The organism is Kordiimonas sp. (genome assembly GCF_048264555.1).
Classification (GTDB): Bacteria; Pseudomonadota; Alphaproteobacteria; order Sphingomonadales; family Kordiimonadaceae; genus Kordiimonas.
In genome coordinates, this window is record NZ_JBLXCX010000001.1 from 722,775 (window position 1) to 747,080 (window position 24,306).

Consider the following 24,306-nt stretch of genomic DNA (forward strand, 5'->3'; position numbering starts at 1 on the left):
ACACCACCAGGGGTGGAAGATCATCAAACCGCAATAATTTGCGCCTATGCGCCTTTAACTGCATACAGTATGACAAATTATTTGTCGCATGTGGCAAAGTTTTGATGCCATAAGAGCGCATATGGTGCTGGTTATATCAGGGGTTGGGTGATGAAAATTGCGGTGATCGGTACAGGATACGTCGGCCTGGTTTCTGGAACATGTTTTTCAGAGTTTGGTCATGAGGTGACTTGTGTCGACAAGGATGCAAAGAAGATCGACGCGCTTGAGCGCGGCATTATGCCGATCTATGAGCCCGGCCTTGATAGCATGGTGGCCAGAAACGTGGACGCTGGCCGGCTAAAGTTCACCACCAGCCTTCAGGAAGCCATGGAAGGCGCTCGCGCTGTGTTCATTGCCGTTGGTACGCCAAGCAGACGCGGCGACGGCCACGCAGACCTCCAGTATGTTTTTGCAGCCGTTGAGGAAGCCGCCGCCTATATCAACGACTATACGGTTGTTATCACCAAATCGACCGTACCAGTTGGTACAGGGGCCGAGATAAAGGCTCGCCTCTCAGCCCTTTTGTCACCCGACCTCTTCGATGTAGCCTCAAACCCCGAGTTTTTGCGGGAAGGCGCGGCTATTGAGGATTTCATGCGTCCCGACCGCGTTGTGGTAGGTGTTGACAGCGATAAAGCACAAGTGCTGCTACGTGAACTTTACCGCCCACTGTTCCTCAATGAAACGCCCGTGGTGTTTACCAACCGCGAAACGGCGGAAGTGATCAAATATGCCGCCAACGCGTTCCTCGCGACCAAGATCAGTTTCATCAATGAAATGGCTGACCTGTGTGAGTTGGTGGGTGCCGATGTGCAACAAGTGGCACGTGGTATCGGGCTTGATAACCGGATCGGATCGAAGTTTCTGCATGCGGGGCCCGGCTTTGGGGGCAGCTGTTTCCCGAAAGATACCCGCGCACTTGTCTCCACCGCAGACCAACACGGCCTTCCGCTGCGCATCGTCCGCTCGGTTGTTGAAGTGAATGAAGAACGCAAGCGCGCCATGGCTGATAAAATCATCAAGGCCTGTGGCGGTTCGGTTCAGGGCAAAAAACTCGCCCTTCTTGGCCTGACCTTCAAACCAAACACCGATGATATGCGCGAAAGCCCGTCCCTTGACATCATTCCCGCACTTCAGAAAGCAGGCGCCCTCATTCACGCCCATGACCCCAAGGGCATGGAAGAGGCGGAGAAGCTGCTATCAAACGTCACATTTCATGATGACCCATATGGCACCATGAAGGACGCGGATGCGCTTGTTATCGTGACCGAATGGAACCAGTTCCGGGCGCTTGACCTCGACCGCGCGAAGAGCTTGATGAAAGAAGCTATCCTTGTTGATCTCAGGAACATCTACGCGAAAGCGGCACCGGAAGACCACGGCTTCCGTTACACCGGCATTGGGCGGGGCGAGTGATACCAAAGACCGGCTCAGATAACCCACACAAAAAAGTGTGGGCCATCGCTGGGCCCGCTATTCTCGCCAACAGCGCGGCACCCCTTGTGGGGCTTGTCGATACCTGGGTAATCGGGCACCTGCCAAACGCCGTTCACCTCGCTGCCGTAAGCGTCGGCGCCATGGTTTTCACCTATATCTTCTGGGCGTTTGGGTTTTTGCGCATGAGCACTACGGGGCTTGCCGCACAAGCGCATGGTCAGGAAGATGACGACCAGTTGAGACGGGTGATCATCCGCTCCCTTTCTATTGGCCTCATGATCGCGCTCTTTCTGGTTTGCCTGCAACGGCCGATATTTGATATCGCCATCATTACCCTCACCCCGCCCGAGGCAACCAAAGCGCATTTCGCCGCTTATTTTGATATCCGCATCTGGGCCGCGCCCGCGAGCCTTTTTATATACGGCATCAATGGTTATCTGATTGGCACCGCGCGGGCAAAAGCGGCGCTTGTGCTGCAGCTTGTGCTGAATATCTGCAACGGCCTTCTGAACCTCCTGTTCGTATTGGGGCTTGATATGGGCGTGGCGGGCATTGCGCTTGGCTCGCTGATAGCGGAATGGCTGGCTGCTCTGCTCGGTCTCATCATGCTCAGCCGTCATATGGGGCTGAAGGCTCTTCTTATCACCGCACGGCAAAGCCAGACCTGGGCCGCAGACAAGATAAAACGGCTTATCAATACCAATGGCTATATCTTTGTTCGTACCCTGATGTTGATGACCGCCCTTGGCATGGTAACCCGCAAGGCAGGTGACCTCGGCGCAGAAAATCTTGCTGCCAGCCATGTGCTTTCAACCTTTCTGTTGCTGATAAGCCTTGGGCTGGATGGTTTTGCCTATGCTGCAGAAGCGCTGGCCGGTGCGGCATACGGAAAAGGTGTGCGGCACGACTTTAGGCGCTGGGTGCGAATAAGCTTCTTCTGGGTCGGGCTTGCCGCAGTGATTTACACTTTAGGCTTCGGCCTCTTGGGTCAGCCCCTCATTTACATGCTCACGGATATTGAAGGGGTGCGCACCGCCGCCACCGGCGCGCTTCATGTGCTTATATGGCTGCCGATAATCGCCTTTGCCTGTTATCAGTATGACGGCATCTATATCGGCGCAACGGCCGGGGGCGCCATGATGGTCACCATGGCGATAGCTTTTGCAGCCTTCATGCTCACAGTTGGGCCCTTCACTGCCGCATGGGGCCTTGAAGGGCTGTGGTGGTCAGTCGCTGTCTTTATGGGTACGCGGGGGCTCACCCAAGCCATCTATTACCCGCGTATTGAGCGCCAGCTAACGGCCTAGAGTATTTCAAGCACGCTTTCAGGCGGGCGACCAACCCGTGCTTTGCCCTGCGCAAAAACAATTGGGCGTTCGATCAGCTTTGGGGTTGCGGCCATGGCTTCAACCAGCGCATCACCCTCCGCGTTCGCGAGGCCCTGTTCCTTATATTCGGCTTCACCGGTGCGCATCAGCTCCCGCGGTGCACGGCCAAGAAGGGAAAGTGTATCTTTAATTTCCTGCACGCTTGGCGCGTCCTCAAGGTAAAGGCGAACCGTTGGTTCAATGCCTTTTTCTTCCAGAACTGCGAGTGTTTGCCTGGATTTGCTGCACCGCGGATTATGCCAGATTGTCACGCTCATTATAGGCTCCCTCATTCATGTCATAGGAGGGGTTTAACGGCGCAAAGCCTTTAGGGCAAGCCTATGCACCAACGCGTGTGTCAAATTTTATCAGGAGCGAGATATGGAGCGGGTGAAGGGAATCGAACCCTCGTCTTAAGCTTGGGAAGCTTCTGCTCTACCATTGAGCTACACCCGCACGCGTGTGCGTCGGCCCAAGCATTTACCAGAGCTTTTTAAAAAAGCAAGAAATGATCATGCATCACCACGCCGAAAGGCTTGACCTAAAGGGCACTTGGCCGCAACGTGGCGCCGCTGTATGAAGGATACAGCCTTATAAGACGTTTTCAGGAGAACCGACATGAAACTGCGCACAGGCCTCGATAAAAGCCTTACTTCCACTTGGGCACGCCAAACCCAAATGGTACGCGCTGGTTCAATGCGGTCCGATTTTGGTGAAATGTCCGAAGCCCTGTTCCTGACCTCAGCCTTTTCTTATGAAAATGCGGAAGAAGCGGAGGCGCGCTTTGACGGTCGCGCGGAAGGCTTCACCTACTCCCGCCAAACCAACCCGACTGTGGCGATGTTTGAGCACCGCATGGCTGCAATTGAAGGCGCAGACGTTGGCCGGGCCACCGGCACCGGCATGGCAGCAATGACCGCAGCCCTGCTCGCAAGCCTGCGCGCGGGCGATCATGTTGTGGGTGCACGGGCGCTTTTTGGCTCCTGCCGCTGGTTGATGGACGAGCAGCTGCCCCGCTTTGGTATCGAGACCACCGTGGTTGACGGCACAGACCTGAACGCCTGGAAAGCTGCCATCAAGCCAAACACCAAGCTTTTCTTCACAGAAACACCAGCAAACCCAACGCTTGAGATTGTCGACCTCAAGGCTTTGGCTGATCTCGCGCATAATGCGGGGGCGCTTCTGGTGGTTGATAACGTGTTTGCAACGCCTGTGCTCCAGCGCCCCATGGAGCTTGGCGCGGACATCGTCGCCTACTCCACCACCAAACATATCGACGGCCAGGGCCGCTGTTTGGGCGGCGTGGTATTATGCTCAAAAGAGTTTGACGAACAGCACCTCTACCCCTTTTACCGGCACACTGGCTGCGCCATGTCACCCTTCAACGCATGGGTGATGCTTAAAGGGCTTGAAACCCTGAGCCTGCGTGTGCACGCCATGTGTGATAATGCTGAGAAGGTTGCAGCTTCCATTGCCAAGCGCGTAACAGACACACGCCATCCCAACCTCGCATCATTTGAGCAGCAGAACCTTGCGCTCAGCCAGATGGAGCGTGGTGGCACCATGGTGGTGTTTGAGCTGCCTGGCGGTCGTGAGCAGGCCTTTGCTTTCATGAATGCACTCAAGATTGTGGATATTTCCAACAACCTTGGTGACAGCCGATCAATTGCCACACACCCCTGGAGCACCACGCACAAGGCACTATCTGAAGAGTCTCGCCTTGAGCTTGGTATCACGCCGGGCCTTATTCGTTTCTCGGTAGGGCTTGAGGATGCGAACGATCTCGTTCAGGATGTAAATCAGGCGCTTGACGCGGCTGGTGTATAAAAGCGCTGAAGAAAGTACGGGAGCAATATGGTTGACGACGACCTCATCGACGGTGTTTTGACGTTTGAAGAAACGACCGAAGGCATCCATATTGCTGTGCAAAGCTATTTTCTGAACGAGCAATCGAAACCTGAGGCCCAGCAGTACGTCTGGGCCTACAGGATAAAAATCACCAACACCTCCAATAAGCCCGTTCAGCTTTTGAACCGGCACTGGATCATCACCGACAGCACGGGCGGCATTCAGGAAGTTAAAGGTGTTGGTGTGATTGGCGAACAGCCCGTTATCAGGCCAAATGAAACCTTCATCTACACAAGTGGCACACCGCTTGGCACGCCGTCCGGCTTTATGCGGGGGAGCTATGAGATGCAGCGCGAGGACGGCATGATGTTCTCGGCCACCATCCCGGCTTTCTCGCTTGATAGCCCACACGTACCCTTGCATATCAACTAAGGGGCACGCGTTGGTAGACCTCAGGCCGGTTCTCTACACACTGGGTTCACTGATCGCTCTTCTCGCGGTAGGCATGAGCTTGCCCACCCTCGCCGATTTTGTTGTTGATAACCCCGACTGGCAGACATTCGCTATTGCCCTATGCCTTACAGCGATGATCGGCGGTATGTTGATGCTCTCAACTCGCGGCAGCGGTGAAAACCTGAACCTCAAACAAGCCTTTTTGCTCACCACATCGGCCTGGGCGGTACTGCCGGCTTTTGCCGCCCTTCCGCTCGCCTTCTCTGAACTCGACCTGAGTTACACAGATGCTTATTTCGAAGCCATGAGCGGGTTAACCACCACAGGCTCCACCGTTATCACCGGGCTTGATACCGCACCACCCGGCATTCTTCTGTGGCGGGGGCTGTTGCAGTGGTTTGGCGGCATCGGGATTGTGGTGATGGCGGTTGCGGTGCTGCCCATGCTGCAAGTTGGCGGCATGCAGGTTTTCCGCGTTGAAAGCTTTGAAACGGCGGAGAAGATCCTGCCACGCGCCGCCCAGATTTCCGGTCTTATCTCCGGTGCCTATGTGGCCTTCACATCACTGTGCATGATCGCCTATATGCTCTCGGGCATGAGCGCTTTTGATGCGCTCGTGCATGCCATGACCACTATCTCAACGGGCGGATTCTCAAACTCCGACAGCAGTTTCGGCAAGTTCGATAGCTTAAGCACAGACACCATTTGTCTCATCTTCATGATCCTTGGCTCCATGCCGTTCATCCTGTTCCTGCAGGTCATCAGGGGACGGCCTCTTGCCTTGTGGCGGGATGAACAGACACGGGGCTTCCTGCTGTTGGTGGCTTTTCTCTGTGTTGGTGTCACCATCTGGTTGATGGTATTCAAGAATTTCACCCTTGAGGAAGCCTTCCGTTACGGCAGTTTCAATATCATCTCTGTGCTGACCGGCACCGGTTTTGCCTCAGCAGACTACAGCCAATGGGGTGCTTTTTCCGCGTCGCTCTTTTTTGTGGTGATGTTTATTGGCGGCTGCGCCGGGTCAACCAGTTGCGGCATGAAAATCTTCCGCTTTCAGGTACTTCTTAAATCCATGCGCAGCTGGATCGAACACACTTTGCAGCCAAACGGTGTGTTTATCGCGCGCTATAATGGCCGCCCGATCCCGGACGATGTGCGCGCCTCTGTCATGAGCTTCATGACCCTGTTTCTTGGTATCTTTCTCATCCTTTCTTTTGGTATCGCCGCCACCGGCGAGGACTGGATCACCTCCCTTTCAAGCGCCGGTACCGCCATCGCAAACGTTGGCCCCGGCCTTGGTGACAAGGTCGGCCCCGCAGGCAATTTCAGCGGCCTTACAGATGCCGCAAAATGGATGTTATCCTTTGGCATGCTGATCGGCAGGCTGGAGCTTTTCTCCGTTCTCGTGCTTTTTTCACCCTCCTTCTGGCGTGTATAAAAAAATCACGTTAGGCTGCCGTTCACTTTAACCCTGTTATAGTGAGGCCTATGAAAACACTTCTTGTGCTGACCATGCTAGCAGGCTGGCAACCCCTTGATACCCCGGGGTGGCTGGATTTTGTTGAAGGCTCGTTTAATGAGGCCCGCGAACGTGCGGCTGCCAGCAATACGGCCGATGGCCTGGCGCTGGCGTGCAGAAGCGGGCTCGTGATTGGCGGGTTCAAAGAGCATGGCTCAAAATCGGTTACATCCCTTCACCGCGCGCTGGACGACTGTGAAAAAGCGTTAGCGCTCGACCCCAACAATGTTGTGGCTGGGGTGAGCTATGCCATCGGCATCGGATATGAAGCCAAACGCATACGCAAAGCCTCTTATGTGAAAGCATCAAAAGAACGGCTGGAAGCCTTGGTCGCGCGCCTGCCTGATGACCCATTGGCGGTTGCCGCAATGGGTGGGTGGCATTCCGCCGTTAGCAATGCGGGTTTCCTCGCGCGCCTCGCATTGGGTGCGAGCCGGAAAGAAGCCCAGAAGTATTTTGAGCGTGCCATCGCCCTTGATGACCAATCTGTCGGAACCCGGTTTGAATATGTGCGTTTTTTAGCCCGCGGCGACAAGGAAGAGCGTGCCCTTGCCCGAAAGGAGCTGTCTGTTGCGCTCACAATCCGCCCCAAGGATGCCGCAGAGGAGATCATGCTCAAGCGTCTTGCTGCCCTGATGGAACCGCTTGAAAGCGATGACAAAAAGGCCGCTAAAAACACGGTGATCGAAACCTCCGCTTTTGATGATATCGCCGAGTGGGACGAGATAGAGCCCTATCCGCTCAAGCCCCTTAAAAACCATTCATCCTGAACAAAAAAGGGCGCCATAAGCGCCCTAAATTCTTGCTTTCAAGATGTAGAGATCAGTTGAATGTTTTCTGCCGCGCCGCCGCGCCCCGCTCGATCGCCGCAGCGGTCAGTCGGTCGATATCCAGCACATGACGGATCATCTCGAGAAGGCGCAACTCTTCCTGCGTCAGGTTGCCGTCTGATGCCGCAACTTCACACGCAAGCGCATAAACAAGGTCGCTGTGGCTCTCGGGAATTGCTTCTTCCACGAGCCCCATCACGGCATCCAGCCCTTCTTCACTTTGCAAAAGTTCGATACAGCTGTTGGTGTCCGAGCGCAGCTTTTCCACATTATAATTGCGGAACGCAGGCAGGTATCCAACGATCCCGGTCATGCGGTTCAACTCCGTATCCGTCATCTCCTCATCGGAGGCGGAAACGGTCACAAGCGTGTAAATAAGCGCGGTTTCTGGGCTGATGGTCGACATGGTTTTTCCTCTCGTAACTCTGGCCATACATTAGGGCTAACGCGCTGCGCCCTCAAGCGTTTTGCGGAAAAAACTCGCACACGGTTTGCACGGCTTCGGCAAGCCCAACCCGCGCCACTTCAACGCCCGCAGGCAAGGCATCCAGAAGCCGGGTTGGCGTCTGCCCATCCAGCATGATGAAAAGGCCCTTGTCATCCGCCCGGCGCACAAGGCGGCCATAAGCTTGCGCGAGCTTGAGCCGGGTGAGCATCTCATCATAGTGCCTGCCGCCAAAGGCTGCGCGCCGCGCCCGGTGGAGAAGTGTGGGCCGGGGCCACGGCACACGGTCAAAAACAATGAGCCGCAGGCTTTCGCCCGGTACATCAACCCCGTCCCTCACGGCGTCCGTGCCAAGGAGGCAGGCATGGGCTTCATCACGGAATATGTCCACAAGCGTTGCGGTATCCACCGGGTCCACATGCTGGGCATAAAGCGGGATATCCATATCCTCAAGCGGCCCGACAATATGTTCATACGTCACCCTTAAGCGGCTGATGGCGGTGAAAAGCCCAAGGGCACCGCCACCTGAGGCCAGAAAAAGCGAGCGGTAGGCCGCCGCCACCTGGCCGGGGTCATGTTTGTTCACATCCCCCACAATCAGCACCTTGGTTTTGGTGGCATAATCAAAGGGCGAGGGCACGGAAAGGCGCTTTGGCGGAATGGGCAAATGCTGGGCGCCCGTGCGCATATCCGCAGAGGTCCAGTCATTTTCCTCCGCCGCCTTGTCCCTGAGCGTCGCGGAGGTGATCACCACACCATGCGCCTGATCAAGCACAACATCTGCAAAGGGTTTGGTTGGGTCAATGAAATGGCGGCACAGCGCCATGTCCCGGTCGCGGCCATCAAAGCGGTCAACCTCAAGCCATTCAACAAATTCTTCCGGCAGGGGGCCACCAAACCCATCCGCCATCGCGGCCCATGTGGTGACCATATCCGCCCGCTGTTTCACGGACCTTGCGCTGGTTTCAAGCCTGCCGCGCGCGCTACTATCAAGCACGTCCGCGTCTTCGTCCAGCCGCCTGAGAAGCGCGTTCGCGAGCGCCTGCATCGGGTGCGCCAGATTCTTGAGCGCTTCCGCAAGCGCATGAGCCGCGTCCGTCAGCCCTTCAATCGGGTCATTGGTTGTGGCCTCAAGGGAATGGGGCCCGCGCGCGTCAGACCGCGCCATCACCTGCGCCCGCACAAGCATCAGGAAGTTTTCAAACCGGGTCATGGCCGCAGCGCCGGTTACCCGCCCGAGCCAGTTGTCTGAGGGCAGAATAGTTGCAGCCTCCAGCACCTCTTCAAGCAGGCGCTTGGCGTCCATGTCATCCGCCACCAACTCATCCACGCGAGACTTGAGGCCACGAGCGCGCGTGCTGCCGCCCTGCTCCTTGCCCCTGAGCCAACGCCTGAGCTCCGCCCCCTCAAGGCCGGAGAGCCGCACAGAAAAAGCGCTGTCTGCGGCTTCAAAAACATGGTGTCCCTCATCAAACACCAAGCGTTTCGGCAGCTCAGGGTCACCAAAGCGGGTGGCGGCTTGTGCCACCACAAGCGCATGGTTCGCCACCACAAGGTCCGCGTGTTTGGCCTTGCGCGCGGTTTTCTCGACAAAACATTTGCGGAAGTGCGCGCAGGCGGAATAGAGGCATTCACCGCGCCGGTCCGTGAGCCCCGCAATGCGCCCCACGCCAAAATGACCGCCAAGCCAGCTTGGGAAATCGCCGCCGATCATATCACCGTCACGGGTGAAACGGGCCCAGCGCAGCACAAGGCCGATCAAAAGCCGGTCGCGCTCACCGCCCGGCCCGGCTTGCGCACGCATCATCACCGCCCGCAATGTTTCCTCAATATTGAGAAGGCAGGCATAGTTTTCACGGCCCTTGCGGATCACCGCCCGCTTCGCCTTGATGCGCGGGTCCGGGTATAATTTGGAAAGTTCCTGATCAAGCTGACGTTGCAGGTTTTTGGTATAGGTGGAAAGCCACACGGCACCGTCGTTTTTTTCGGCCCACCGGCTCGCGGGCGCTATGTATCCCAGCGTTTTGCCTGTGCCCGTACCCGCCTCAAGGAGCTGGAGGTTAGGCCCCTCCTCAAACTCGCGGGGCTTGAAGGCATGCACGGCGGCGGCGGAATATCTGACCTGCCCTTCCCGGCTTTCCGACCCCTGGCCTAAAAGTTCGGCCAAACGACTTTTAGCCTCGTCCGCATCCACGCCCTCATCGCCGGGTTTGGGGGGCGGGCCGCCATCTTCCCACTCTGAAAGCGCGGACCAAACGGCCAAACCATCCTCACGGCTATGGTCAGCATAGGTTTCGATCGCGCGCAATACATGCGGACCCCACGGCCATGCTGCCCGCGCCATCATCATCGCCACCTTGGCGCCGCCCGCGCGGTAGCGGTAGGTTTGCGCCTCCATGTCCGCAATCAGCCGAAGCACGATTTCGCGGATACAAAGGCAGCGGTCCTCATCTGAGTCGAGCGCCATATCAAGCTGAAGGGCATCCCGAAGCCCCTGAACCGTGGGCAAACAGTAGCGTGCGGGCCTGACAAATGCGTATAGCTCCAATGCGTCAAACGCGCGGATGGAGCCAAGCCGTAGCCTGCGGGCGGCAATAACACGGTTGACGAGGATATGCGGCGCGCGGCTGATCCGCTCCGCCGCTTCATCAAGCCCGGTGACCTCAAAAGCCCCGTCTTCCGTCAAAAATTGCGCATGCCTGACCCCAACCACCGCCACCGGCAATTGGTCCAGAATGATGCTTTCCGCTTCCGCACTAACAACAAGGTCTTCCATGGGCGGGAGCATATCGCCACAGTTCGCAGAAAAACAGGTGAATATGTTGCCTGAAATGAAAAGCAGTATATCTTGACGGAACTGCGCGCAGACCCTAGCTTCCGCGCGTTTAAAACCCCAAATGAAGGTAACCGATTATGACCGGTAATATTGATCTCGCCCTCTCCAGCAAAGCTTGGCCATTCCAGGAAGCAGAGAAGCTGGTCAAACGGTATAAATCGGGCGCGCCTGAAAAGGGGTATGTGCTGTTTGAAACCGGCTATGGGCCATCTGGCCTGCCACACATTGGCACCTTTGGTGAGGTTTCCCGCACCACCATGGTGATGCGCGCCTTCCGTGAAATCTCTGACATTCCGACCAAGCTCATCTGTTTCTCCGATGATATGGACGGCTTGAGGAAAGTGCCCTCAAACGTGCCAAACCAGGAGCTGCTGGCCGCAGCCATCGGTAAACCACTGACCGTGGTGCCGGACCCCTTTGGCACGCACGCCAGCTTTGGCGCACACAATAACGCCCGCCTGCAGGCTTTCCTTGACCAGTTTGGCTTCACCTATGAATTTTATTCAGCGACAGACTGTTACAAGTCTGGCCGGTTTGATGAAACGCTGGTGAAAATCTGCCAGCGCTACGACAAGATCATCAATGTAATCCTGCCAACGCTTGGTGAAGAGCGCCGCCAGACCTATTCGCCCTTCCTGCCAATCAGCCCGGAAACGGGCGAAGTGCTGCAGGTGCCTGTGCGCATTGAAGACCCTGAGACGGGCCTGATCTCGTTTGAGGATGTCTCCGGCAAGCGCACAGAAACACTGGTGACCGGCGGCCGGGTGAAATGCCAATGGAAGGTTGACTGGGCCATGCGCTGGGACGCGCTGGACGTTGACTATGAAATGGCGGGCTCTGACCTTATTGAAAGCGTGAAGCTCTCTTCCATCATCCGCCGCATACTGGGTGGTCAGCCGCCTGAAGGCTTCAACTATGAGCTTTTCCTTGACCAGAACGGCCAGAAAATCTCGAAATCCAAAGGCAATGGCCTGACGATTGAAGAATGGTTGGCTTACGCAAGCCCTGAGAGCCTGTCGCTTTACATGTTCCAGAGCCCGAAAAAAGCCAAGCGGCTGTATTTTGATGTCATCCCCAAGGCGGTTGATGAATATTACACCTTTGTTGGCAAATATCAGGAACAGGAAGCGCTGGACCGTTATAAAAACCCGGCATGGCACATCCATGGCGGCGAAGTGCCGGATGCCAAGCTGCCGGTGAGCTTCGCGCTTCTGCTCAACCTCGTTTCCGCCGCCAATGCGGAAGACCGTGAAACCTTGTGGGGGTTTGTGGGTCGTTATGCCGAAGGTGCAACAGCAGAAACCTTCCCTGAGCTCGACAGGCTGATGGGCTATGCGATCCGCTATTATGAGGATTTTGTAAAACCGAACAAATCCTACCGCCTGGCCGAGCCACAAGAGCGCGCGGCGTTTGAAAGCCTGAAGCGCCGCCTTGAGGACCTGGATGCGAACGAGACCGACGCCGAGGTGATCATGACCGAGGTATATTCCGCCGGCAAAGACGCGCAGTTTGATAACCTGCGCGACTGGTTTGGCGCCTGTTATGAAGTGCTGCTGGGCCAAAGCCAGGGCCCGCGCATGGGTGGTTTCATCGCCCTATACGGCATCAAGGAAACGCTTGAGCTGGTGGAAAAAGCCATCAACGGCAAAGCCGTCGCTTAAGCGAAACCAGCCCCAGACACAAAAGGCCGCCAGTTTTAGCGGCCTTTCTTTTTGCTTATGCCCTAGGCCGCTTACGGCTCTGGTTCAAAAATCTCTTCAATCGTTAAGCCAAAAAGAGCGGCAAACTTGAAGGCCAGCGGCAAGCTTGGGTCATATTTCCCGGTTTCAATCGCGTTGATGGTTTGGCGGGAGACATCCAGTTTCTCTGCCAGCACCGCCTGGCTCCAGTCCCGCTCCGCCCGCAGTACCTTCAGGCGATTTTTCATTTGAATTTCCTCCAGGTATAGGCTTGGGCAATACCTTGCACACCAATCAGCATCGGGAGTATCCACGAGGTGCCAAGCGGCGGGAAGCCAACCCCTTCCAGAAAGCCATAGGAGAAGGTGCCCATGCCAACAAGCACGAAGGAAATGATGGTGGCCTCCATATACATACGCTGCTGCATCTCATCCCAGCTGCGTACAAAACTGACCACAGCCCAAAGCAGGAAAAAAACCGGGATCATGGGCAACAGCGCGAGCGCCACCAGTTGCCATTTTGCGAAAGTGTCCACCTTGTCAGCCAGATAGGTATTTACCGCGAGCAAAGTAACAACATAACCCAGCATCGAGGTCGAGAAACGAACGGTATATTGTTTTGCGTTTTTTTTCATAGTGGTCTCCCTGTCATGTGACCGTGACATTATGTCAATGACACTTTACATAAGAGCGCAAAATCGCGTTGTCAAGCATCCTTGACAAAATTATCCGCTAGTTGCCGGAACTACTCGCCTTTCAGCGGGCAGGTTTTCTTGAAGCTGTCACCCTTGCCGAGATGATGGAAACGAAAAGCGCCTGCTTGGGCCGCAAAACGCACCTCTGTCATGCCGGGGTGATAATCGCCTGATGCATTGAGGCGGATTAAATTCTGAGCCCCCAGATACCCCTCCTGAACACAATAAGGGTTGGTATCGCCGTGCACCAGAAGCACGGGCTTGCCGTAGTTTTGGGTATGGCCCTCAAGTGCGGCCAGAAAATCCCGGTAAGGATGGCAATTTTGCCTGATATCCGCGCTGCAACTTGGCAAGCCGTCATCGGTTTTGGTTGGGTCTGTGTGAATGGCGAGCACAAGGGCCTTACTGTCTGCCGCCGCCATAAAGATATCCGCGAGCCACTCAAGGTTTGCGGCATCACGGGCGTCCACCCGGTCTAGCTTCTCGGCCACGTCACCGACGGTGATTTCCTCCCGCCCATTGCCGGTGGCCAGAATATGCAGCGCCCCAAACTGGATATCGCCGTACCGCCAGCGCACATTTTCAGGGAAGCGCGGCTGGCGGGCAACCTGCCAGTTGGCCGCTTCCTCAAACCGGTTTTCAGGCAGCATATCAGCGCTGAAATAAAGCGGGCGCAAGACTGTATCAAGGATATGGAGCTCGTCATCGCCGCCCCGGTCGCAATCTGTCCAGTCGTTATCACCGGGGGTGAAAAACACCGGCGCGTCAATCATGCCAAGGATAAGGTCACGGTTGGTGGTCAGGCGCTCCTTGGTGCAGCGCTCCCCGCCCGCTTTGCTATCGCCATAAAAAATGCCAAACGGCAGCTTGTGGGCAGCGTCCCGCGCCTTCAGCTCAACGCTTAAAGCCTGCATCTGATGAAATTGTTCCTTATTGTAAGGCATATCGCCAAACACGAGGAAATGCGTGTCCGCCGCCATGGCGTTTGCGGTTAACACCGCAGAAAGAAGCGTGGTTTTAATGACGGCTTTTAGCATTTTTCATCCCCTGCAAACGGCGCTCAAACGATCCCGCATTGATGCAGAGACTAATGACACAACCGTGACAGGCCAAACAAAAAAGCCCGGCAAAACCGGGCTTTCTCAATGACTGTAGCAGAAAAGGCTTAGACTTCCGTGTCCACCTTTTGCACTTCACCTTTGGCAACACCCACCATGGCCGGGCGCAACAAACGGTCCTTGATCACATAACCGGGCGCGATCACCTGCATGATGCTGCCGGGCACATGCTCGGTTGTGGGAGTTTCAAACATGGCCTGATGGAATTTATGGTCAAACGGTTCACCCACCTCTGGGTTAACCTTCTTGATGCCGTGACGCTCGAGAATGTTGAGAAGCTCCCGTTCGGTCATATCAACACCGTCGATGAAGCCTTTGAGGTCATCCGCCACTTTTTCAGGCATGCTATCAAGCGCGCGGCGCAGGTTATCTGAGATATTCAGCATATCGCGCGCGAAATTGGTAACACCGTATGCGCTGGCGTCCGCCTTGTCTTTCTCGGCGCGGCGGCGCACGTTTTCCGTCTCTGCCACAGCGCGCAGCAAGCGGTCCTTGAGGTCCGCGACCTCTGCTTTCAGCGTCGCTACCTCGTCGTCCGCACCAGCATCTTCCTGGCCCGTAAACGCGTCTTCAGCAAACTCTTCTTCCTGCACTTCTGGGTTTTCTTCTGGCATGTCGTTTGTCTGCTCTTGGCTCATATGTCTGCCCTACTCGTGTTTACTCTTCATCGCCTTAGAGAAGGCGGCCCACAACGCGCGCGGTATAGTCTACCATGGGCACGATGCGGGCATAATTCAGTCTCGTCGGGCCGATCACTCCGATCACACCGACAATTTTGTTCGCGCCATTCATATAGGGAGAAACAACGAGAGAAGAACCCGAAAGGGAAAATAAATTGTTCTCTGCCCCAATAAACAGGCGTACACCGCGCCCGTCTTTGGCAAGCTCCATCAGTTTGATCAAGTCTTTTTTGCGCTCAAGTTCGTCAAAAAGCTGGCGGATACGCTCAAGATCCTCCGCCGCCTGTACACTTTCAAGCAGGTTGCCCTGGCCTGAGATAATGAGGGACGCTGGCGCTTCCCCCCCGGTCCAGACAGCCAAGCCATCTTCCACCACTTTACTGGTGAGCGCATCAAGCTCTGCCTGCTTGGCGCTCAGCTCCGCCTGCACGGCACTTGCCACATCCTCAATCGAGCGGCCCACAAGCCGCGCGCTCAGGTAATTTCCCGCCTGAATAAGCGCGGACGCTGGCAAACCAATGGGTATATCAATGATGCGGTTTTCAACGCTGCCATCTTCTGCCACCAGCACCACAAGGGCGCGGCCCGGTGCGATGGGCACAAATTCGATATGGCGGACGGAAAGCTCCTGCTTTGGCACCATCACCACCGAAGCGCAGCGCGACAGGCCCGACAGCGCGCGGGTGGCTTCCGAGAGCACATCCTCCACCGCGCGGCCCGTTGTGGCGCATTTCCCGCGGATTGCCTCACGCTCCGATTTGGTGAGGTTACCCACCTCCATCAAACCATCCACAAAAAAGCGGAGGCCGATGTCGGTCGGGATACGGCCGGCAGAGGTATGGGGTGCGGCAAGCAGGCCCACATCCTCAAGGTCCGCCATCACATTGCGGATGGTGGCGGGCGAAACGCCAAGGCTGCCGGTACGGCTGATGGTGCGCGAGCCAACGGGATCGCCAGTTTCGAGATAAGTCTCGACAATCTGGCGGAAAATCGCCTTTGAGCGTTCATTGAGGTCAGCAAGCGACATAGGCATACTCTCCAATCACAGCAGTGAATGTAGGTATGCCGCCCCGCTTCGTCAATCACTCTAGATGCCGCTTCACACCGCAAAACAGGTGTGGCCCGAGTGAGGCGCAGCTGTGGCATAAGTGTGCGCGAAAGTGCGGCGCATATATGGGGTATGTGTGGCGTAATGTGTGGCATTTATGCGCACACCGCGCGAGAGCTTTACCGAGAGGTACCGCAAGGCTTTGACCTCGGAGGTCGGGCAGAGTAGAACGGGCATCTGTTGAAGCATAAAGAAGGATACCTCATGCGACCGAGCGGCCGTTCAAGCGACGAAATGCGTACCATCGAAATGACACCCGGCTTTGCCAAACATGCGGAAGGCAGTTGCCTGGTGAAATTTGGCGATACCCACGTGCTGGTGACCGCAACGTTTGAGGACCAGACACCGCCATGGCTACGGAACACCGGCAAGGGCTGGGTTACGGCCGAGTATGGCATGCTGCCACGGTCCACCCACGGCCGTATGCCGCGCGAAGCCGCAAAGGGCAAACAATCTGGCCGCACGCAGGAAATCCAGCGCCTGATCGGCCGGGCCATGCGCGCGGTTGTTGACCTCACCAAGCTTGGCGAAAAACAGATCCGTATCGACTGTGACGTTATCCAGGCTGATGGCGGCACCCGCACGGCGTCCATCTCCGGCGCCTATGTCGCCCTGCATCAGTGTTTTGAATGGATGATCAGTGAAGGGTACATTGAGGAAATGCCGTTTACCGATAGCATCGCCGCCATTTCCTGCGGTATCTATCAGGGTACCCCGGTGCTTGACCTCGACTATGACGAGGACAGCTCTGCCGAGACAGACGCAAACTTCGTGCTGACCGGCAAGGGCGGCATTGTGGAAATTCAGGGCACGGCAGAAGAAGAACCCTTCTCGGAAGAAGAGTTCCTGCGTCTCCTCCGGCTCGCCCGCATCGGCTGTGATGAGATCAAAGCTGCGCAAAACAAAGCGCTCGGGAAATAAACCCCATGGCCCGGCTTTTTGACGGCAACAAACTGGTGATCGCCAGCCACAACAAAGGCAAGGTGCGCGAGATAGGCGAGCTTTTGGCTCCCTTTGGTGTTGAAACCATCTCAGCCGGTGACCTTGGCCTGCCCGAACCCATAGAAGACGGCCTCACCTTTATCGCAAACGCGGAAATCAAAGCGCTGGCGTCCGCCAAGGCGTCCGGCTTGCCGTCGCTCGCGGATGATAGCGGTTTGGAAGTAAGCGCGCTGGGCGGTGAGCCCGGTATCTATAGCGCGCGCTGGGCGGGTGAAGAGAAAGACTTCACCATGGCCATGAAAACCGTGACAGAGAAGGTGGGCGATAATCCCGACAAGGGGGCCAACTTCACCTGCGCCCTCACCCTTGCCTGGCCCGATGGGCATATGGAAAGTTTTGAAGGCAAGGTGTTTGGCACCATCACCTGGCCCATGCGCGGTGAAAAAGGCTTTGGCTACGACCCGATTTTTATCCCCACCGGGCATACCACCACGTTTGCTGAAATGGAGCCTGAGGCCAAACACGCCATGAGCCACCGCGCTCATGCCTTCAAGCAACTGATCGATGCCTGCTTTAAAAACAGTTGAGCCACCTCTACTCGAAGCGAGCAACTATAAGGGGCCAGCCGCCATTTATGTGCATTGGCCTTTTTGCCTCAAAAAATGCCCTTACTGCGATTTCAACAGCCATGTGCGCGATGAAGTAAGCCATGACCGCTGGCGCGCCGCACTTGTGCGCGAGATTGATACATTCGCCGAGCACTTCCCGCACCTGACCGCCAGTTCCATCTTTTTTGGGGGCGGCACCCCAAGCCTGATGGAGCCTGAAACCACCCATGCGGTGATAGAGCGTGTGCGCCATCATTGGGGGAAACACGACTGGGGCAAGGACGATATTGAAGTCACGCTGGAGGCCAACCCCTCAAGCGTGGAAGCGGGTCGTTTCAAAGCTTATGCGGATGCAGGTGTGAACCGCATTTCTGTTGGTATTCAGTCACTTAAGGATGATGTGCTCAAGTTCCTTGGGCGGCTGCATTCCGCCGATGAGGCCCTCAAGGCCCTTAAAGTCGCGCAAGACAACTTTGAGCGCGTATCGTTTGACCTTATCTACGCGCGACCTCAACAAACACTTGAAGATTGGCGCAGAGAGTTAACACAAGCGCTTTCTTTTTCCACCTCGCACCTGTCGCTTTACCAGCTGACGATTGAGGAAGGCACCGCGTTTTACCATCAGTTTCACCGGGGCAAATTCACCCTGCCGGATGAAGACGAAGCTGCAGCGCTTTTTGACGTGACAACCGAGCTGACCACACTTGCGGGCCTGCCGCCTTATGAAACCTCAAACCACGCGAGGCCGGGTCAGGAAAGCCGCCATAACCTGAGCTATTGGCGCGGCGACTATTATGTGGGCATTGGCCCCGGCGCCCATGGCCGCATCCCGGCCCACAGCCATGGCGCCGCTTTTGCCCACGCGCAGGTGAAACGCCCCGAAGACTGGCTCGACCGGGTGGAGGGTTTTGGGCACGGCACCCTGGAGCTGGAGCATATCGACGCAAGCGACCGCATGGTGGAAGCCATCATGATGGGCCTGCGCCTCACAGGCGGTATTGAGATTAAAACCCTTGAAGACCGTTTCGGCGGCAAGGTGGAAGACATCATCAGCCTGGAAGCGAAAGATGACCTGATCGCGAGCGGGCATCTGGACGCAGACCCAGGCCATCTCAAGCTGACCCATAAGGGTCGCCCACTCCTCAATTTCATTATTGGGAAGCTGATCGTCTGAGCAATCTTTAAAAAAACCTTGCCTAAACAAAGAGTTGACCTATAACTTTTGTTTATAGTGTCATGAGTTCGGAGTTAAACAGCATGCGTTTCAGACAACTGGTTGTCCTTGCCCCCCTTTGTTTTTTCCTGATTTCTGAAGGGTCTTACGCTGCTTTTCCCGTGCCCCAAGCCTGCAAGGGTGCCACGATTGATATCGAACGTTATGAACGCGACGCCATCTACCCACCCGCGTGCACAAAAAATAAAAAATGCGGAAACAAAGACGCCATCCAAATAGCCGACTGGTTTGATGCTGTCTCAGAACAGATGGCCTCAACGCTGCGCGTTATTCCAAACTATTACGCAGGCGAGACCCAAAACACCCTGTGTACCGGGGTGTTTGCCATTTATACCCGGATTGGTGCCTTCACGGAGGTCGAGTTTGAAGAGCTCACCCCGGCTAGAGAACAGCTGATTTCTGAGGCGATTGCCTATGCTGCGCAAACGGCGGAGCGCGAAGTTGCCCGCCATTCCATGTCAAGGAATGACCTAAATAAAGCGAAGCGTAAAGACAGGGAAATTGTCAACGCGCGCAGGGAAGCACGCGCCGCCGCCAATGCTCGTGTTCAAGAAGAAGACAGACTAAAAGCTGCAAAGGCCGCAGAGCGTGCCAAAGCAGAGCATGACGCAGCGATAGCCGCTTTTCAGAACAAGGTAGTGGCTGCGCTGCTTCAGGATACGGATCAGGGTTTTATCCTCGACGAAGGCACCATGCGTTCAAACTATGAGGTACTTCCGGAAACCACATTCAATGACCTTATGATGTGGGCTGTCAGTCACTGGCACGCCAAGCGCAGCAACGACGCTAACGAAGACAGCTTCAAGCAGCCCTCAAAAGGCGAATTTGAAACCACCGCACAATATGAAGAACGTGTGGCTACAGCAAAAGCAGCCCATGAGAGAGACGCCGCAGCCCGCGCCCGCGAGGCTGAACAGATGCGGCTGGCGGACCTTGATGACAGTGTGGCCGCCGCAACCGGCGCATTCAAGGCCGATACCATTCGCTATGACGCGGATAACCAGCGCTTCATGGTCGAGATCAAAACAGGCAACGGTGTGTATGTGGGTGAAGGCTATATCGCCGTACCGCTTGATATCGCCCGCGAGGTGAAAAGCAGACTTGAGCGAGCAACTCTCATCGCTGGTTTCATGGCCACGGGCGATACCTTAAGCCTGAAACGGTTTGTCCTTGTCAATCAGGACAATGAAAGCCCGGCAAAGTCGGAAATTCACCAGATTGAGATGGAACCGCTACAGTTCGACATGTCACCAACCCGGGCCGCAGTGTGGCGCCAGGCCTATGAGGCAGCAAAACAGGAACGCAAACGACAAGCCGAGGCCGCAGACCTCGCCGAACGCAAGCGCATTGCCGAACTTTATCCATATCAGGCTCGGTTCAGCTGCAACCTCGGACAGATTTATATCTGTCTCGGGCGGGACGGCGGTATCAGTGTCCGTAGCGGTTCAGAGAGCAATCACTATACCGCCCATGACCTCACCGGCAGGTCTACCCTTGAAGTTTTCCTCATGAAAGATTTCGAGATCGCAGCACAAACAGGAAGCGGCAATGGCCGCAAGATGTCACTGGAGATTCGCGATTATGTTAGTGGCAAAACGCTCTACAGCGAAACAACGGCTGGTCCAAATGCGGTGATCAGGGTGACAGACTAGGCTGCCTCTACTCTGCCGGGCGTCAATATCGCTATTGCGAAGCTGATCGCCTGAGCGAATAGCCAAAGGCCGGGAAAGCAGTTGGCGCGGGGTCAATCACCTGCAAGCCCCTGCGGTGCACCTCAACAATCGCAAGTGCGCGCTCGTTGGTGCCGTCCGGCAACAAGCGGAAAAGGCCATCAATGCCGATGAAGCCATAACTTGCGGTCAGCCGGTCCTCAGAGAAGCGGTTTTTCTTCTTTGCAGTTTCATCGCGCGCAAGGGCAGCCACAAGGCTCATGGCGTCATAAGCGATGGAGGCAAGCCTTGGCGCTGGCTCACCATAGGTTTCCCGGTACCGATTGAGGAATGCGGTTGGTGCATCTGGGGTCGGGGCCGCGAACCAGGCGTTTTGAAGGGGTGGCTCCCTGAGGATGCTTTCATCATTCCAGAGGCCTGTGCCCAGAAGTTTCACCACATTGGGGTCAATCTCATAATAGGGCAACAGGGGCGCCACCGTGCGCAAAAGCTCGCCGCCCTCGGGCACAATCACCGCGTCGAACGGCACGGGGTCAAGTGCTTCCGCCGCCTCCAGCCGATTGGCGACCTCATCGGTCATGTCATCATTGAGGCTGCGCAGGAAGCGTATTTCATCACGGAGCGCCTGACGGCGTTCGTCATAGTTGCCAAGGCGTTTCACCGGCTCAAACACCGCTTCCGGGTCCGGCGGGTAGGTTTCCAGCGCTGACAAACGCCCGCCACCAAAACTCACAGCCTCCCCAAACGCCATCCGCACACGGTCACCATATTTGCCTTCAGGCAGCAGCGCCGCAAAACGCGAATGCCCGGCCTCAAGCGCATAGTCAACCACGCGCTGCACTTCGCTTTCAGGCATGAAACCAATGATATAGCGCCCAGGCGCGGCCACGCTTTGGTCGTTTGAGAAACCGATCATCGGGATACCCGCGCGCGCCAGCACATTGCCAGCGGCGGTAACGTTTTGCCCAAGAAGCGGACCAAGCACGATATCCGCCCCCGCTTCCACAGCCAAGCCCGCCACACGCTCGCTTTCCGTATAGTCGGCCTTGGTATCAAAGGGCAGCATCACAAGCCGGGGATCATAGGCATCAAAAAGCGCCATGGTAGCCGCACGCAACAGCGCATTGCCGGTAATGCCTTCTGCACCGCTAAGCGGCAGCAGGATGGCAACCTTGATCTTGTCGGCTTCATCTGCGGTTTTCAGCTCTTCCGGCGCTTGGTCCTCTGTGCCTTCCGTCACCGACCGCTCGGGCACAGGGCGCATGGGCACAGGGCTCGTGCGCGAGCTTGGCGCCGGGGTCTGGCCACCACACGCAGCCACAAAGACCAACAGGCTTATGGCCCATAAAGCTTTGCACTGTTTGAAGAAGCGGCTTGCAACCATATCCATCCTTGGTGTTATCTGATGCCCATATCGGTGCGCGGCGAAGCTCGTAACCGGTAGCCCGAGCGCCGAACCTAGTCTGAAATCAATCGGCTGTAAATCTGCGCCCTTGAGGGACACGGAAAAATTTAACGCCGATCAGCCTCGGATACCATAATGGGAGAGAAAAATGGCCGAATTCGGGTCTCAGCAGATCCTTAAACCCGGACTTTATGTGGTGGCCACCCCCATTGGCAATCTGGGTGATATCAGCGCGCGCGCAAAACATGTGCTGGGCCAGGTTGACGCCATTGCGTGCGAAGACACCCGTGTGACCGCAAAGCTGCTGACCGCCAACCTGATCAAAAAACCGCTCCTTGCTTACCACGAGCATAACGGCGCGGTGCAGCGGCCCAAGCTTCTCGCCATGCTGGCTGAGGGCAAGAAGGTGGCGCTGGTCTCAGACGCGGGCACACCATTGATTTCCGACCCCGGTTTCAAACTGGTGGCGGACGCGCAGGATGCTGGCCATTATGTAACCGCTATCCCCGGCCCTTGCGCCGCGATCATGGCGTTATCGCTCGCTGGTCTTCCCACCGACCGTTTCCTTTTCCTCGGTTTTCCGCCCAATAAATCAAAAGCACGGCAAACATGGTTTCACGTGGAACGCCAGACCCACGCGAGCCTTGTGTTTTATGAAAGCGCCAAGCGGTTGCCAGATTGCCTGCGGGACGCAGCAGAAGTTTTAGGCGCGCGGGAGGCTGCTGTGTGCCGTGAACTGACTAAGCGATTTGAAGAAGTCGTTCGGGGCGACTTGATGACACTTGCTGCGCATTATGCAGAAACAGGCGCCCCAAAGGGTGAGATTGTTGTGGTGATCGGCCCGCCGGAGAAATCCGTCCCTTCTGACGCCCAGGAGATGGATGCGGAAACCCTGCTCACCGCCGCCCTTAAGCATATGAGTGTGAAGTCCGCCGCCGCTTTTGTGGCCGAGCTTTCAGGCGTTCCCAAAAAACAGCTCTATAGCCGCGCGTTAGAGCTGAGCGGTAAGGGCTGAGCCTTTGCGGGCGCGACAAAAGGCGGAGAAACGCGGTCGCAGGGCCGAAAGCGCCGCTTGCATTCTTCTGTTCCTCAAGGGATACCGTATTCTTGAGCGTCGGTGCCGCACCCGCTATGGCGAGCTGGATATCGTGGCCGAAAAGGCGGGGCGCATTGTTTTTGTTGAGGTGAAACACCGCAAAAACAAGAGCTTGGCGCTTGAGGCTGTCACCCATAAACAGCGCAAACGCATTGAACGGGCGGCGCTTTCCTGGATGCAAAATCACCGCAAATTGAAGCAATCACTTCGCTTTGATGTGATAACCATTGCATGGCCGTACCTGCCGACCCATATCAAAGACGCCTGGCAGGCTGATCTTCAAGCAATGCTTTAAAGAATTACGTTTAACAGTGAGGTTTTTTCATGTCGAAACAAGGGCTTAAAGTCGCTTTTCAAATGGACCCGATGGAAGGGGTCAACATTCAGGGCGACAGCACATTTGTTCTGGCCCTTGAAGCGCAAGCACGCGGCCATAAGCTTTGGCATTATGTGCCGGAAGACATGAGCTATGTGGAAGGCAAGGTAATCGCGCACGCGCACCCGATGACCGTGAAACGTGAACTGGGTGCTCACTTTGAATATGGCGAACGGGAAGTCATCGACCTTGAAGACATGGACGTGGTGTGGATGCGCCAGGACCCACCGTTTGACATGGCCTATATCACCGCGACGCACCTCCTTGAACTTGTGCACCCGCGCACGCTGGTGCTCAATGACCCCGGCGAGGTGAGAAACGCACCTGAGAAGCTTTTTGTTACGAAATTTCAAGATCTTATGCCACCAACGCTGATCACCCGCCATGTAGGCGACGTGAAGGATTTCCGCGCCAAGTATGGCGAGATCATCGTCAAGCCGCTTTACGGCAATGGCGGCGCCGGTGTGTTTCACCTGCGCGGCGATGACAGCAACCTCTCAAGCCTCTTGGAGCTGTTTTTCGAGAATAGCCGCGAACCGGTGATGGTGCAGAAGTTCCTGCCCGAGGTGCGACACGGTGACAAACGCATTATCCTGATCGATGGTGAAGTAGCAGGCGCCATCAACCGTGTGCCGGCCAAAGGCGAAGTGCGCTCCAACATGGTGGTTGGCGGTGTGGCGGAACGCTCAACGCTGACGGCGCGGGAGCAGGAAATTTGTGACCGCCTGAAGCCCGAGCTGAAAGCACGCGGGCTTATTTTTGTGGGTATTGATGTGATTGGCGACTGGCTGACCGAGATCAACGTCACCTCCCCCACAGGGCTACAGGCTGTGAACCGCTTTGACGGCGTGAAGCTTGAAGCTGATATCTGGAACGCAATTGAGGCCAAGCTTTAACAAAAACCGCTGTCACTCCCGCG

General features: G+C 56.2%; 23 protein-coding genes and 1 tRNA gene. 14 read left to right on the plus strand and 10 right to left on the minus strand.

Translation table 11 applies throughout. From position 1 onward, the window contains the following. Positions 1-150 precede the first annotated feature (150 nt). Together ACN0XZ_RS03465 and ACN0XZ_RS03470 are read left to right on the plus strand one after the other, a co-directional pair. A complete protein-coding gene (locus tag ACN0XZ_RS03465) occupies positions 151-1,458 on the plus strand; it encodes a UDP-glucose dehydrogenase family protein (RefSeq protein WP_417456317.1) in 1,308 nt (435 codons plus the stop codon). After that, positions 1,455-2,786 (plus strand): MATE family efflux transporter, encoded by a 1,332-nt coding sequence (locus ACN0XZ_RS03470; RefSeq protein WP_417456318.1) that lies wholly within the window; start codon positions 1,455-1,457, stop codon positions 2,784-2,786. The genes ACN0XZ_RS03465 and ACN0XZ_RS03470 overlap by 4 nt, the downstream gene beginning before the upstream one ends. Here ACN0XZ_RS03470 and arsC read toward each other — a convergent pair. Both arsC and ACN0XZ_RS03480 read right to left on the minus strand, forming a co-directional pair. Beyond that, positions 2,783-3,124, minus strand: a complete 342-nt coding sequence (arsC, locus tag ACN0XZ_RS03475; RefSeq protein WP_417456319.1) for an arsenate reductase (glutaredoxin) — start codon at positions 3,122-3,124, stop codon at positions 2,783-2,785. The two genes, ACN0XZ_RS03470 and arsC, sit on opposite strands and share 4 nt — an antisense overlap. 104 nt (positions 3,125-3,228) lie before the next feature. Next, positions 3,229-3,302, minus strand: a tRNA-Gly gene (locus ACN0XZ_RS03480). A gap of 162 nt (positions 3,303-3,464) precedes the next feature. On the opposite strand from ACN0XZ_RS03480, the gene metZ reads away from it, so the two are divergent. From metZ to ACN0XZ_RS03500, 4 genes are read left to right on the plus strand one after another with little or no spacing between them, the layout of a single operon-like run. Continuing rightward, positions 3,465-4,673, plus strand: coding sequence for an O-succinylhomoserine sulfhydrylase (metZ, locus tag ACN0XZ_RS03485; RefSeq protein WP_417456320.1), 1,209 nt, complete (start codon positions 3,465-3,467; stop codon positions 4,671-4,673). 27 nt (positions 4,674-4,700) lie between these two features. Next, complete coding sequence (gene apaG / locus ACN0XZ_RS03490) at positions 4,701-5,126, plus strand: Co2+/Mg2+ efflux protein ApaG (protein ID WP_417456321.1); 426 nt, start codon at positions 4,701-4,703, stop codon at positions 5,124-5,126. A 10-nt stretch (positions 5,127-5,136) separates the two neighbouring features. Continuing rightward, positions 5,137-6,585, plus strand: coding sequence for a TrkH family potassium uptake protein (locus tag ACN0XZ_RS03495; RefSeq protein ID WP_417456322.1), 1,449 nt, complete (start codon positions 5,137-5,139; stop codon positions 6,583-6,585). A gap of 50 nt (positions 6,586-6,635) precedes the next feature. Then, on the plus strand, positions 6,636-7,436 hold the full coding sequence (locus ACN0XZ_RS03500) for a hypothetical protein (RefSeq protein ID WP_417456323.1): 801 nt from the start codon (positions 6,636-6,638) through the stop codon (positions 7,434-7,436). 52 nt (positions 7,437-7,488) lie between these two features. On the opposite strand, the gene ACN0XZ_RS03505 is transcribed toward ACN0XZ_RS03500, so the two are convergent. Continuing rightward, on the minus strand, positions 7,489-7,902 hold the full coding sequence (locus ACN0XZ_RS03505) for a tellurite resistance TerB family protein (protein WP_417456324.1): 414 nt from the start codon (positions 7,900-7,902) through the stop codon (positions 7,489-7,491). Positions 7,903-7,954: 52 nt separating this feature from the next. After that, positions 7,955-10,717 carry an ATP-dependent DNA helicase gene (locus ACN0XZ_RS03510; RefSeq protein ID WP_417456325.1) on the minus strand — a complete coding sequence of 921 codons (2,763 nt, stop codon included), beginning with the start codon at positions 10,715-10,717 and terminating at the stop codon, positions 7,955-7,957. Positions 10,718-10,854: 137 nt separating this feature from the next. Between ACN0XZ_RS03510 and ACN0XZ_RS03515 the strand changes: the two genes are divergently transcribed. Beyond that, a complete protein-coding gene (locus tag ACN0XZ_RS03515) occupies positions 10,855-12,438 on the plus strand; it encodes a lysine--tRNA ligase (RefSeq protein WP_417456326.1) in 1,584 nt (527 codons plus the stop codon). A 71-nt stretch (positions 12,439-12,509) separates the two neighbouring features. Here ACN0XZ_RS03515 and ACN0XZ_RS03520 read toward each other — a convergent pair whose 3' ends face one another. The 5 genes from ACN0XZ_RS03520 to hrcA all read right to left on the minus strand — a co-directional run bounded on the left by ACN0XZ_RS03520 (position 12,510) and on the right by hrcA (position 15,975). Continuing rightward, positions 12,510-12,704, minus strand: a complete 195-nt coding sequence (locus tag ACN0XZ_RS03520; protein ID WP_417456327.1) for a helix-turn-helix transcriptional regulator — start codon at positions 12,702-12,704, stop codon at positions 12,510-12,512. Then, positions 12,701-13,090, minus strand: a complete 390-nt coding sequence (locus tag ACN0XZ_RS03525; protein ID WP_417456328.1) for a hypothetical protein — start codon at positions 13,088-13,090, stop codon at positions 12,701-12,703. Before ACN0XZ_RS03525 ends, ACN0XZ_RS03520 begins: the two co-directional genes overlap by 4 nt. Positions 13,091-13,200: 110 nt before the next feature. Continuing rightward, on the minus strand, positions 13,201-14,187 hold the full coding sequence (locus ACN0XZ_RS03530) for a hypothetical protein (RefSeq protein ID WP_417456329.1): 987 nt from the start codon (positions 14,185-14,187) through the stop codon (positions 13,201-13,203). Between the two features lie 128 nt (positions 14,188-14,315). After that, positions 14,316-14,906 (minus strand): nucleotide exchange factor GrpE, encoded by a 591-nt coding sequence (gene grpE, locus ACN0XZ_RS03535; RefSeq protein WP_417456330.1) that lies wholly within the window; start codon positions 14,904-14,906, stop codon positions 14,316-14,318. 34 nt (positions 14,907-14,940) lie between these two features. Beyond that, a complete protein-coding gene (gene hrcA, locus ACN0XZ_RS03540) occupies positions 14,941-15,975 on the minus strand; it encodes a heat-inducible transcriptional repressor HrcA (protein WP_417456331.1) in 1,035 nt (344 codons plus the stop codon). A gap of 285 nt (positions 15,976-16,260) precedes the next feature. On the opposite strand from hrcA, the gene rph reads away from it, so the two are divergent. The 4 genes from rph (at position 16,261) to ACN0XZ_RS03560 (ending at position 20,492) form a co-directional block, all read left to right on the plus strand. Then, on the plus strand, positions 16,261-16,977 hold the full coding sequence (rph, locus tag ACN0XZ_RS03545; protein WP_417456332.1) for a ribonuclease PH: 717 nt from the start codon (positions 16,261-16,263) through the stop codon (positions 16,975-16,977). 5 nt (positions 16,978-16,982) lie between these two features. Next, the gene (gene rdgB, locus ACN0XZ_RS03550; protein ID WP_417456333.1) at positions 16,983-17,585 is read left to right on the plus strand and encodes an RdgB/HAM1 family non-canonical purine NTP pyrophosphatase; all 603 of its coding nucleotides are present in this window, start codon (positions 16,983-16,985) and stop codon (positions 17,583-17,585) included. Then, the gene (hemW, locus tag ACN0XZ_RS03555; RefSeq protein ID WP_417456334.1) at positions 17,563-18,780 is read left to right on the plus strand and encodes a radical SAM family heme chaperone HemW; all 1,218 of its coding nucleotides are present in this window, start codon (positions 17,563-17,565) and stop codon (positions 18,778-18,780) included. The genes rdgB and hemW overlap by 23 nt, the downstream gene beginning before the upstream one ends. Before the next feature lie 83 nt (positions 18,781-18,863). Beyond that, positions 18,864-20,492: a hypothetical protein gene (locus ACN0XZ_RS03560; protein ID WP_417456335.1), complete on the plus strand. Its 1,629-nt coding sequence runs from the start codon at positions 18,864-18,866 to the stop codon at positions 20,490-20,492. Positions 20,493-20,523: 31 nt separating this feature from the next. Here ACN0XZ_RS03560 and ACN0XZ_RS03565 read toward each other — a convergent pair whose 3' ends face one another. Then, a complete protein-coding gene (locus ACN0XZ_RS03565; protein WP_417456336.1) occupies positions 20,524-21,900 on the minus strand; it encodes a penicillin-binding protein activator in 1,377 nt (458 codons plus the stop codon). Between the two features lie 163 nt (positions 21,901-22,063). Between ACN0XZ_RS03565 and rsmI the strand changes: the two genes are divergently transcribed. Genes rsmI through gshB form a run of 3 tightly spaced genes read left to right on the plus strand, consistent with a single transcriptional unit; the run spans position 22,064 to position 24,283 of the window. Further along, the gene (gene rsmI, locus ACN0XZ_RS03570) at positions 22,064-22,930 is read left to right on the plus strand and encodes a 16S rRNA (cytidine(1402)-2'-O)-methyltransferase (protein WP_417456337.1); all 867 of its coding nucleotides are present in this window, start codon (positions 22,064-22,066) and stop codon (positions 22,928-22,930) included. Between the two features lie 4 nt (positions 22,931-22,934). Further along, positions 22,935-23,306 (plus strand): YraN family protein, encoded by a 372-nt coding sequence (locus tag ACN0XZ_RS03575; protein ID WP_417456338.1) that lies wholly within the window; start codon positions 22,935-22,937, stop codon positions 23,304-23,306. 29 nt (positions 23,307-23,335) lie between these two features. Then, complete coding sequence (gene gshB, locus ACN0XZ_RS03580) at positions 23,336-24,283, plus strand: glutathione synthase (protein WP_417456339.1); 948 nt, start codon at positions 23,336-23,338, stop codon at positions 24,281-24,283. The last annotated feature ends 23 nt before the right edge of the window (positions 24,284-24,306 follow it).

Excerpts from the sequence above, each read along its gene's own strand:
- ACN0XZ_RS03465 (WP_417456317.1), top strand. The coding sequence starts at position 151 with ATGAAAATTGCGGTGATCGGTACAGGATACGTCGGCCTGGTTTCTGGA.
- arsC (WP_417456319.1), bottom strand. The coding sequence starts at position 3,124 with ATGAGCGTGACAATCTGGCATAATCCGCGGTGCAGCAAATCCAGGCAA.
- metZ (WP_417456320.1), top strand. The coding sequence starts at position 3,465 with ATGAAACTGCGCACAGGCCTCGATAAAAGCCTTACTTCCACTTGGGCA.
- apaG (WP_417456321.1), top strand. The coding sequence starts at position 4,701 with ATGGTTGACGACGACCTCATCGACGGTGTTTTGACGTTTGAAGAAACG.
- ACN0XZ_RS03500 (WP_417456323.1), top strand. The coding sequence starts at position 6,636 with ATGAAAACACTTCTTGTGCTGACCATGCTAGCAGGCTGGCAACCCCTT.
- ACN0XZ_RS03505 (WP_417456324.1), bottom strand. The coding sequence starts at position 7,902 with ATGTCGACCATCAGCCCAGAAACCGCGCTTATTTACACGCTTGTGACC.
- ACN0XZ_RS03510 (WP_417456325.1), bottom strand. The coding sequence starts at position 10,717 with ATGGAAGACCTTGTTGTTAGTGCGGAAGCGGAAAGCATCATTCTGGAC.
- ACN0XZ_RS03515 (WP_417456326.1), top strand. The coding sequence starts at position 10,855 with ATGACCGGTAATATTGATCTCGCCCTCTCCAGCAAAGCTTGGCCATTC.
- ACN0XZ_RS03520 (WP_417456327.1), bottom strand. The coding sequence starts at position 12,704 with ATGAAAAATCGCCTGAAGGTACTGCGGGCGGAGCGGGACTGGAGCCAG.
- ACN0XZ_RS03525 (WP_417456328.1), bottom strand. The coding sequence starts at position 13,090 with ATGAAAAAAAACGCAAAACAATATACCGTTCGTTTCTCGACCTCGATG.
- ACN0XZ_RS03530 (WP_417456329.1), bottom strand. The coding sequence starts at position 14,187 with ATGCTAAAAGCCGTCATTAAAACCACGCTTCTTTCTGCGGTGTTAACC.
- grpE (WP_417456330.1), bottom strand. The coding sequence starts at position 14,906 with ATGAGCCAAGAGCAGACAAACGACATGCCAGAAGAAAACCCAGAAGTG.
- hrcA (WP_417456331.1), bottom strand. The coding sequence starts at position 15,975 with ATGTCGCTTGCTGACCTCAATGAACGCTCAAAGGCGATTTTCCGCCAG.
- rph (WP_417456332.1), top strand. The coding sequence starts at position 16,261 with ATGCGACCGAGCGGCCGTTCAAGCGACGAAATGCGTACCATCGAAATG.
- rdgB (WP_417456333.1), top strand. The coding sequence starts at position 16,983 with ATGGCCCGGCTTTTTGACGGCAACAAACTGGTGATCGCCAGCCACAAC.
- hemW (WP_417456334.1), top strand. The coding sequence starts at position 17,563 with ATGCCTGCTTTAAAAACAGTTGAGCCACCTCTACTCGAAGCGAGCAAC.
- ACN0XZ_RS03560 (WP_417456335.1), top strand. The coding sequence starts at position 18,864 with ATGCGTTTCAGACAACTGGTTGTCCTTGCCCCCCTTTGTTTTTTCCTG.
- ACN0XZ_RS03565 (WP_417456336.1), bottom strand. The coding sequence starts at position 21,900 with ATGGATATGGTTGCAAGCCGCTTCTTCAAACAGTGCAAAGCTTTATGG.
- rsmI (WP_417456337.1), top strand. The coding sequence starts at position 22,064 with ATGGCCGAATTCGGGTCTCAGCAGATCCTTAAACCCGGACTTTATGTG.
- gshB (WP_417456339.1), top strand. The coding sequence starts at position 23,336 with ATGTCGAAACAAGGGCTTAAAGTCGCTTTTCAAATGGACCCGATGGAA.